Origin of the sequence: Hominilimicola sp. (genome assembly GCF_046972485.1) — a bacterium.
In the GTDB taxonomy this organism is placed as follows: domain Bacteria; phylum Bacillota; class Clostridia; order UBA1381; family UBA1381; genus Hominilimicola; species Hominilimicola fabiformis.
Genome location: NZ_JBKVWU010000089.1, coordinates 1 through 9,024, shown reverse-complemented (window position 1 = coordinate 9,024; position 9,024 = coordinate 1). Strand labels below are relative to the sequence as shown.

At 38.4% G+C, this 9,024-nt stretch carries 10 protein-coding genes; 3 read left to right on the top strand and 7 right to left on the bottom strand.

The genetic code is table 11. From position 1 onward, the window contains the following. Nucleotides 1–58 precede the first annotated feature (58 nt). Both ACLTU0_RS08925 and ACLTU0_RS08920 read left to right on the top strand, forming a co-directional pair. Entirely contained in the window at nt 59–712 is a 654-nt protein-coding gene (locus tag ACLTU0_RS08925) for a bifunctional 4-hydroxy-2-oxoglutarate aldolase/2-dehydro-3-deoxy-phosphogluconate aldolase (protein WP_022228995.1), read from the top strand. A gap of 25 nt (nt 713–737) precedes the next feature. Continuing rightward, nucleotides 738–1,769, top strand: a complete 1,032-nt coding sequence (locus ACLTU0_RS08920) for a sugar kinase (RefSeq protein ID WP_022228994.1) — start codon at nt 738–740, stop codon at nt 1,767–1,769. 457 nt (nt 1,770–2,226) lie between these two features. Here ACLTU0_RS08920 and ACLTU0_RS08915 read toward each other — a convergent pair whose 3' ends face one another. The 6 genes from ACLTU0_RS08915 to ACLTU0_RS08890 form a co-directional block, all read right to left on the bottom strand. Then, on the bottom strand, nt 2,227–3,096 hold the full coding sequence (locus ACLTU0_RS08915) for an SPL family radical SAM protein (RefSeq protein ID WP_412322105.1): 870 nt from the start codon (nt 3,094–3,096) through the stop codon (nt 2,227–2,229). 126 nt (nt 3,097–3,222) lie between these two features. After that, entirely contained in the window at nt 3,223–3,861 is a 639-nt protein-coding gene (phoU, locus tag ACLTU0_RS08910) for a phosphate signaling complex protein PhoU (protein ID WP_022228992.1), read from the bottom strand. After that, nucleotides 3,861–4,607, bottom strand: a complete 747-nt coding sequence (gene pstB / locus ACLTU0_RS08905; protein ID WP_022228991.1) for a phosphate ABC transporter ATP-binding protein PstB — start codon at nt 4,605–4,607, stop codon at nt 3,861–3,863. The genes phoU and pstB overlap by 1 nt, the downstream gene beginning before the upstream one ends. A gap of 27 nt (nt 4,608–4,634) precedes the next feature. Next, nucleotides 4,635–5,456 carry a phosphate ABC transporter permease PstA gene (gene pstA, locus ACLTU0_RS08900; RefSeq protein ID WP_022228990.1) on the bottom strand — a complete coding sequence of 274 codons (822 nt, stop codon included), beginning with the start codon at nt 5,454–5,456 and terminating at the stop codon, nt 4,635–4,637. Then, a complete protein-coding gene (pstC, locus tag ACLTU0_RS08895; protein WP_117968909.1) occupies nt 5,453–6,310 on the bottom strand; it encodes a phosphate ABC transporter permease subunit PstC in 858 nt (285 codons plus the stop codon). Before pstC ends, pstA begins: the two co-directional genes overlap by 4 nt. Then, nucleotides 6,307–7,218: a substrate-binding domain-containing protein gene (locus ACLTU0_RS08890; RefSeq protein WP_412322103.1), complete on the bottom strand. Its 912-nt coding sequence runs from the start codon at nt 7,216–7,218 to the stop codon at nt 6,307–6,309. Before ACLTU0_RS08890 ends, pstC begins: the two co-directional genes overlap by 4 nt. A 215-nt stretch (nt 7,219–7,433) precedes the next feature. Here ACLTU0_RS08890 and ACLTU0_RS08885 point away from each other — a divergent pair, with 215 nt between their 5' ends. Then, nucleotides 7,434–7,841, top strand: a complete 408-nt coding sequence (locus tag ACLTU0_RS08885) for a dipicolinate synthase subunit DpsA (protein WP_412322102.1) — start codon at nt 7,434–7,436, stop codon at nt 7,839–7,841. A gap of 85 nt (nt 7,842–7,926) precedes the next feature. Here the strand turns inward: ACLTU0_RS08885 and ACLTU0_RS08880 are convergent. Beyond that, a partial coding sequence (locus tag ACLTU0_RS08880) for a recombinase family protein (protein ID WP_412322100.1) occupies nt 7,927–9,024 on the bottom strand: 1,098 nt, incomplete at its 5' end.

Sequence of the window (9,024 nt, the reverse complement as noted above, 5' to 3'; positions counted from 1 at the left end):
TCGTAAAGGTTTGTGATAAAATTATATACAGTAAAATATTTTAGGAGGGTTTTTTCCAATGTTAAAAGAAGATGTGCTTAAAAAGCTAACTGACTGTGGTCTTGTTGCAGTTGTAAGAGCTAACAATGCTGAAGAAGCAATTAAAATTTCAGACGCTTGTCTTGCAGGCGGTTGTACAGGTATCGAACTTACATTTACAGTTCCGGGTGCCGACAAGGTTATTGCTGCTTTGGCTGAAAAATATTCAAACGGCGAAATGATGCTTGGTGCAGGTACTGTTCTTGATCCTGAAACAGCAAGAATGGCTATCTTGGCAGGTGCAAACTTTATCGTAAGCCCTGCTTTCAATGCAGAAACAGCTAAGCTTTGTAACCGTTACAGAGTACCTTATATGCCTGGTTGTGCTACAATTACAGAAGTTATCACAGCTATGGAGGCAGGTGCTGACATCGTTAAGATATTCCCTGCAGATCTATACGGTCCTAAGATTATAAAGGATATTAAGGGTCCTCTTCCTCAGGCTCAAATGATGCCTACAGGCGGCGTTGACAAGGATAACGTTGCTGATTGGATTAAGGCAGGCGTTGTTGCAGTAGGTGCAGGTTCATCACTTACAAAGGGTGCTAAGACAGGCGACTACAACGCAATTACCGAAACAGCTAAAGAATTTATTGCAAATATCAAGGCTGCAAGAGCAGAACTTAACAAGTAATTTATAATTAAAGGAGATTTATATAATGGCAAAAGTTGTTACAATGGGTGAAATCATGCTTAGACTTTCAACCCCTGGAAATCAAAAATATATTCAAGCTACACAGTTTGACATAAACTACGGCGGCGGTGAAGCAAACGTTGCAGTTTCACTTGCAAACTACGGTCACGACGCTGAATTTGTTACAAAAGTTCCTGAAAACCCAATCGGCGCTTGCGCAGTTGCGGCACTAAGAAAATACGGTGTTGAAACAAAGCACATCGCTAAGGGCGGCGACAGACTTGGTATCTACTTCCTTGAAACAGGTGCGTCAATGAGACCTTCAAACGTTACATATGACAGAGCTAACTCATCAATCGCAACAGCAAGCATTTCTGATTTCGATTTTGACGAAATCTTTGAAGGTGCTGACTGGTTCCACTTCACAGGTATTACACCTGCTGTTTCAGACGCTGCCGCTGAACTTACAGAGGCTGCTTGTAAAGCTGCCAAGGCTCACGGCGTAACAGTTTCTTGTGACCTTAACTTCAGAAAGAAGCTTTGGACAAGCGAAAAAGCTCAAAAGGTTATGTCAAACCTTATGCAATATGTTGATGTTTGTATCGGTAACGAAGAAGATGCAGATAAAGTTCTTGGTTTCAAGCCTGAAAACACAGACGTAACAAGCGGTGAACTTAACCTTGCAGGTTACGAAAGCATTTTCAAGCAGATGGTTGCTAAGTTCGGATTTAAGTATGTTATTTCATCACTTAGAGTTTCTAAGTCAGCTTCTGATAACGGTTGGTCAGCTTGCATTTACTCAAGCGAAGATGATGAATTCTATCATTCAAGAGAATACAGAATTCGTCCAATCGTTGACCGTGTAGGCGGCGGCGATAGCTTTGCCGGCGGTACAATCTGCGGTTTTGTTGACGGTAAGAACTTCAAGGATGCTCTTGAATTCGGTGTTGCGGCATCAGCTCTTAAGCACACAATCCCTGGTGACTTTAACCTTGTTACAAGAGAAGAAGTTGAAACTCTTGCAGGCGGCGACGGCTCAGGTCGTGTACAAAGATAAGTTTTTAAGTATACAAAAAACGGCATTCGATAATGCCGTTTTTTTGTGCGCTCATTTACATTTGTATTTCGTTTTGTATACTTTGTTGAATTGTGTATTTTTTTGCTATATAATATCATTGTTGGATCATTCCGATATAGGTAAGACCTCTTAACGGTGTTTTCACCGGCGGTTATACTCTCTTTTATATTCACAGGCTGTTATGCTGAGTTTATGAAAGGGGGAATGCTTATGAAAAGTAAGCATATTGCTACATATGGCGAAGAAATTGCTCACAGCAATTTTAGAAATTATCATATTTTTAATAATTTTCTCTATAAAAGCACAATAACCGCCCTCCTACCAAGATTGCGGTTATTGTAATAACTAATTTCAGGGTATAACCGTTTGAGGTCTTACCTTTTTTCTATATTTATTATATATCTATTCATTCATTTTGTCAACACTACAAACAACTTTATATCAAGCTGATTTGTTCGCCACCATATTTATCTTCATACTTATTCAAATACTCAAAGCATTCATTCACGTCACACATAATACCGTTTTTAATACATTCGCTTTTATAAATCATATTAAGTTGTCTGCTGTTCGGAGATGAAAGCTGATAGCTGTTTCCGTACATTCTGATATATTTTTCTTTAAGTCCCGGAAAATGTTCATCGAGTTTTTTATAGAAATACTCTCTATTACCGTCACGCAACGTAACACCCATATCAAAATTAATAATCCCCTTCACTTTTGCTCTGACACAATAATCAAGTATTCCCCTAATATTTTCTTCGGTATCATTTATAAAAGGCAATATCGGGCAAAGCCACACAACAGTCGGTATACCGTTATCACGCAATATTTCAAGTGCACGAAATCTCTCATATGTAGTTTCAACATTCGGCTCAACAATGCGGCACAAATCCTCATCATATGTGGTAAGCGTCATCTGTACGACACATTTTGATTTTTCATTTATCTTCTTTAACAAATCAAGATCACGAAGAACTTTTGTCGATTTAGTAATCATTGTCACACCGAAACCATACCTTTCAATCACTTCAAGACACTTTCGCATATTACCGAGTTTTTCTTCTATTGGCATATACGGATCAGACATTGCACCTGTTCCAATCATACACTTGTTTCTCTTTCTTCTGAGTGCATTTTCCAACAATTCCACTGCATTAGCCTTAACCTCAATATCTTCAAATTTATGATTCATCTGATAACACAAACTTCTTGAATCACAATAAATACACCCATGCAAGCAACCTCTGTATATATTCATTCCGTTTTTCGCCGATAAAATCCCTTTAACATTTACTTTGTGCATACATTCCACCCTTTAGCATTATTATACTATTATATCACTTTTAATATTTCCGCACAAGAAAAAAAGTCGGTTACCCGACTTTATATATAAACTGTAATCGGCGAGAATGGGAAAACCGAAAACAGATTATAGTCTTTTATGTTCGCCTGTAATAGAGAACTGCACCCACTCGGCGATATTAACCGCATGGTCGCCGATTCTTTCAAAATACTTTGCAACCATAAGCATATCAAGCACTTCGGAAGTCCCCTCATCTTTTTTAATAATATCCACAAGGTCATTGACGATTTCTTCAAACAATGCGTCAACAACATCATCATTATGAGAAACTTCTTCTGCGATAAGCAAATCCTTTTTAATAAACGCCTCAACGCTCTTATTGACCATATCAATAGTTGCCGCCGCCATACGTTGAATATGCTTTGATTTTTTCAACATCTTCTTTTTTGCGGTTGCCGCAATTTCGGCTATATCCTCCGCCTGATCTCCGATACGTTCCATATCGGTTATCATTTTAAGTGCGGCTGAAATAAGTCTTAAATCACTTGCAACAGGCTGTTGAGTCAAAAGCAATTTCAAAGAAAGACTTTCAATCTCACGTTCTTTATTATCTATCGACTTTTCATAGTCATACGCTTTATTTATCGAATGTTCGTCACCGTCAAGTGCCTTTACCGCATTTGCGATTGCACTTTCAATAAGTCCGCCCATTGTAGTAAGTTCTTCATTGAGAAGCGCCAACTGTCTTTCAAATTCATCTCTCATTATCCAAACCTCCCTGTTATGTAATCTTCGGTTCTTTTATCTTTTGGTTTTGAGAAAATCTTTTGTGTATCGTCAAATTCCACTGCCTCACCAAGCAAGAAAAATGCTGTTTTATCCGAAACTCTTGCGGCTTGCTGCATATTGTGCGTAACCATAATTATAGTGTACTTATCCTTAAGCTCCCACACCAAGTCCTCAATTTTAGATGTGGATATAGGGTCAAGTGCCGAAGTCGGTTCATCCATAAGCAACACTTCCGGTTCTACCGCAAGTGCTCTTGCAATACAAAGTCTTTGTTGCTGACCGCCCGACATACCAAGTGCACTTTTCTTTAATCTATCCTTTGTTTCGTCCCATATAGCCGCCTGTTTTAACGAACGCTCAACTATTTCGTCAAGCTTGCTTTTCGCCTTAATTCCATGTGTTCTCGGACCGTATGCGATATTATCATATATACTCATAGGAAACGGATTAGGCTTTTGAAACACCATACCTACACGTCTGCGAAGTTCATTCACTTCAATATCGCCGTAAACATTTTTACCGTCAAGCAAAACCGTTCCGTCAATCTTACAACCCTCTACAAGGTCATTCATTCTGTTTAGCGTTTTTAAAAACGTAGACTTACCACACCCCGACGGGCCTATAAATGCCGTAACTTTATTTTCGGGAATCTGCATATCTATCCCTTTTAAAGCGTGGAAATCACCGTAATGCAAATGTAAATTCTTTATATCAAATTTCACTTTAAAATTCCATTCCTTTCTATATCATCAATCCTTTGCTGCAAACTTCTTCGCAACAAGTGATGATATAAAGTTAATTATCAACACAAATATCAACAATACAACCGCCGTTGCATATGCTTGATTTGTGTACAAGCCCTCGCTTGACAGTACATACATATGTATTGCAAGTGTACGTCCCGATGACAGAAGTCCTTTTGAAACCTCCGCAACAGTACCTGCCGTATAAATAAGCGCCGCCGTTTCACCGACAATTCTTCCTATTGCAAGGATAACGCCTGACAATATACCCGGCATTGCAGCCGGAAGAACAATTTTAAACACAGTTCTAAGCTTGCCTGCACCGACTCCGAAGCTTGCCTCACGATATGAATCGGATACTGCAAGAAGTGCCTCTTCTGTTGTTCTCATAATAAGCGGAAGTACCATTATTGCCAACGTTGCCGCACCGGCAAGTATTGAATATCCCCACTTTAAATATGTTACAAAGAACAACATTCCGAACAAACCATATACGATTGACGGTATTCCCGAAAGCGTTTCGGCGGTAAGCCTTATAATACCTACAACCTTGTTGCCCTTTTTCGCGTATTCAACAAGGTATATAGCAGTACATATTCCGAGCGGTACTGCAACTATAAGCGAACAGAGCGTCATTTCAATCGTGTTTATTATCGCCGGTAACATTGATACGTTTTCGGTTGTGTAATGTAAGCTGAACAATTTAGGGCTTAAATTAGGCAACCCCTTTATCAATATGTACGCAATCAAAAACAGTAATACACCAAACGTCAAACAGCTTGCAAGGATTACTGTTCCCTTTAATATTTTTGAGCCTAAATGTTTCATTGCTTGTTCCTTCCCTTTATGATACTAAATGATATGTTGATAAGAAGTATAAACACAAACAACACAACACCCGTTGCAATAAGCACTTCACGGTGTAAATCTGCCGCATAACCCATTTCGATTACGATATTTGAAGTCAAAGTTCTGACACCTTTTAAAATGCTTGACGGCATTCTCGCCTGATTACCGGCAACCATAATTACCGCCATTGTTTCACCAATCGCACGGCCTATACCAAGAATAACTCCTGCAAGTATTCCCGATTTTGCCGCAGGTAATATAACTGTAAATATACTTCTTTCCTTTGTTGCACCGAGTGCCAACGCACCCTCATAATAGCTTTCGGGTACACTTCTTATCGCACTTTCCGATACACCGATAATTGTCGGCAAAATCATTATTCCAAGCAAAATCGAGGCTGTAAGCATACTGTTTCCGTTTCCGCCGAAAACCGTTTTTACGAACGGAACAAGCACCACAAGTCCGAAAAAGCCGTATACTATCGAAGGAATACCTGCTAAAAGCTCCGTAGCAGGTTTGAGGATTTTATATAAGGGTTTTGGACAATATCTCGACATAAATATTGATGTCAGGATACCTACCGGTACACCAATAACGATTGCACCGGCGGTCACATATATACTTCCCAAAATCATCGGGAAGATTCCGAATGACGCAGGACTATCTGTCGGAGCCCAGTTAGTACCCGCAAGGAATTTGAAAAGTCCTACCTTACCCATTGCAGGTATTCCGTTTGCAAAAAGGAATACGCATATCAGCAATACGGCAAGTATTGAAGTAAGGGCAGCGGTGAAAAATACGCCGCCCATTATCTTCTCTTTGTATTTTCTCATGCTATTTCACTCCACATTGTCTTTGTACCTGTAAAGATGTCCTTTATATCCTCTGTTGACATATCGTCTGTCGGATTTTGAGGATTTACAATTACCGCAATACCGTCAAGTGCAATCGGTGTTGCTGTCAATGCAGCGCTTTCACTGTCTTTTAATTCTCTTGACGCCATACCGATGTCGCAAGTACCTTCCATTGCACCTGTCATACCGGCAGTTGAGTCACTTGTTTGAAGTTCTATTTCTGCATTTGTATTGACTTTTAGATAAGCCTCTTTAAGCTTTTCCATTACAGGTGATACCGAAGATGAACCTGCTACAACGATTTTGCCTGCCGGCTTTGAACCTGCATACGGTTGAGCATCATCGTTGATTTTAATATATCCGTCTGAAACTATTTCCTGTCCCTCACTTGATAGGATATAGTCGATAAAGTCTTGTGCAACATCTGAAATATCAGATTTTGTTGCTATATTAAAAGGTCTTGCAACCTTGTATGTACCGTTCTTTACGTTTTCGGCTGTTGCCTCTACTCCGTCAACTTTGACTGCCTTGACGCTTGATGAAAGTGAGCCAAGCGATACATAACCGATACCGTATTCGTCACCCGCAACGTTTGTAAGCATAACGTCAGTCTTGTTTGCGATTACTGCCTCGTTTGTTGTCTTGTCAGTCTTTGTGCCGTCTGCACCTTTTTCCTCTATTCCCATAAGTTCTATGAATGCGCCTCTTGTACCACTGCCGTTTTCTCTTGATACAACTGTGATGTCACTGTCTGCTTTAAAATCAGATGACGATGATGTTGTCGAAGTTGATGACTGCGGTGATTGTGTTGTTTCTCCGCAACCTGCAAGGGCTGTCATAGCCATAACGCCTACTAATATTCCTGCCAATAAATTTCTTTTCTTCATTTTTCTTATCTCCTTTTTACTTTATGAGTTTATTATAGACCTCTTATGTAAAATCCACTATCTGAATATACTTAAATAAATGTAAAATAAAAAGTCGGTTTGTAAAATCCAACTTAAATGTGTAAGATAATTTTTAAATAGCACGCGTTAATAACAAAACAACTTCAACTTACATATTATATACAGCAGAGAAAACTATATAAGGAGGATACACTATGTTTGAAAATGTTTCTGTTATAGGCGGTGATTTAAGACAACTTACTGTTGCAAAGCTTTTGAAAGCTGAAGGGTATCACGTTTTTCTATACGGCTTTGATAAAGATATACAGCTTGAAACACTTGAATGTGAAACTGATAAAGATTTGGTTTTGAGTGCAGATATAGTAATTTTGCCTGTACCCGTAACCTTTGACGGCAATACAATTAACTCGCCTTACGCAAAAGAACCGATGATTATTGATGCTTTTCTGAGCGAAATAAACCCGTCCGCTTTGGTGTTCGGCGGACAAATACAACCTAATTTTCAAAAAGCACTCGAAGATAACCATATCGCATATCGCGACTACCTTAAACGCGAAGAACTTTCAATAAAAAATGCCGTCCCTACGGCATTGGTGATATAGGTATTGATTTTGGGGATATAAAAACAGATCATATATTCAATTAACTCATTAATATTATTATAATCAATAAACATCATCTGCCTCCTCAAAAAGAAACAATCTCACAACTTTCAATAACAGTCGTATACTTTTCCATATAACCGTGAGTTGAGTATTTAATTTTAAAAGCAAAATCTATATATTTCAGTTTCACAAGCATATAATCATCATACACAATAATTTTATCGACAATCTCTCCGTACACATTTTCGGAGCAAACTGCATTGATTATTATATCACGCAACTCATCTGTATTGTTCTGTCTTTCCTGTATAGCGGTTTGGTTGTTCTGTTGTTTCTGCAAAATAGCATTGATTTTCTCAATCTCTTTATCATACTTATCTTTAAGAGCAGTCATTTCGTCTTTGTTTATGTCACCGCTATAATAACTGTCCAGCATACGCATTTTTTTATTTTGTATATCCTGTATCTGTAACGTCAGATTTTGCGTATTATCTTCCGACGTATCAGCCGAATTATTAATCTCATTCAATATATCGTCGGCAATATTATTAATATCCACATCAAGCTGTTCGGTTATAAACTTCATACAAGTCAAAAGCGACTTATTGTTTACGGTACGCATATTGCAGCCGACTTGATTATTATTTTTATCAAGCTTTTTATTTCCATGAGCCGTTCTTTCATGACAAGCCCACGTTATGTAGATACCGCTTTTCTTTTTTGATTTACGTATCACAAACCTTGAACCACATTCGGAACAAATTATCTTACCGCTGCACCAATATCGGTTGGAATACTTTTTCTTAGTGCTTTTATCCACACTTCGCCTTTGCAATTCAGCCTGTGCCATATTCCACATTTTACGGCTGATTATCCCCTCATGATGATTTTCAATATATATTTTATCCTCACTTTCGTTTATAACTTTATGATGTGTAAGATAATCTTTCGTGACATACTTTTTTTGCAGTAAATCACCTACATACTTTTCATTACGTAAGATATTTAAAATCATCGTACTGCTCCAAAAATCTTTACTTGATTTAGGCGGTTTTATGCCATCTTCGTAAAGTTCCCGTGCAACAATATGCGTACCTTTACCCTCATTTACGTACTTATGAAAAATCAATTTAACAACTTCTGCCTCACTTTCATTAACAGACAATACACCGTCATTAAT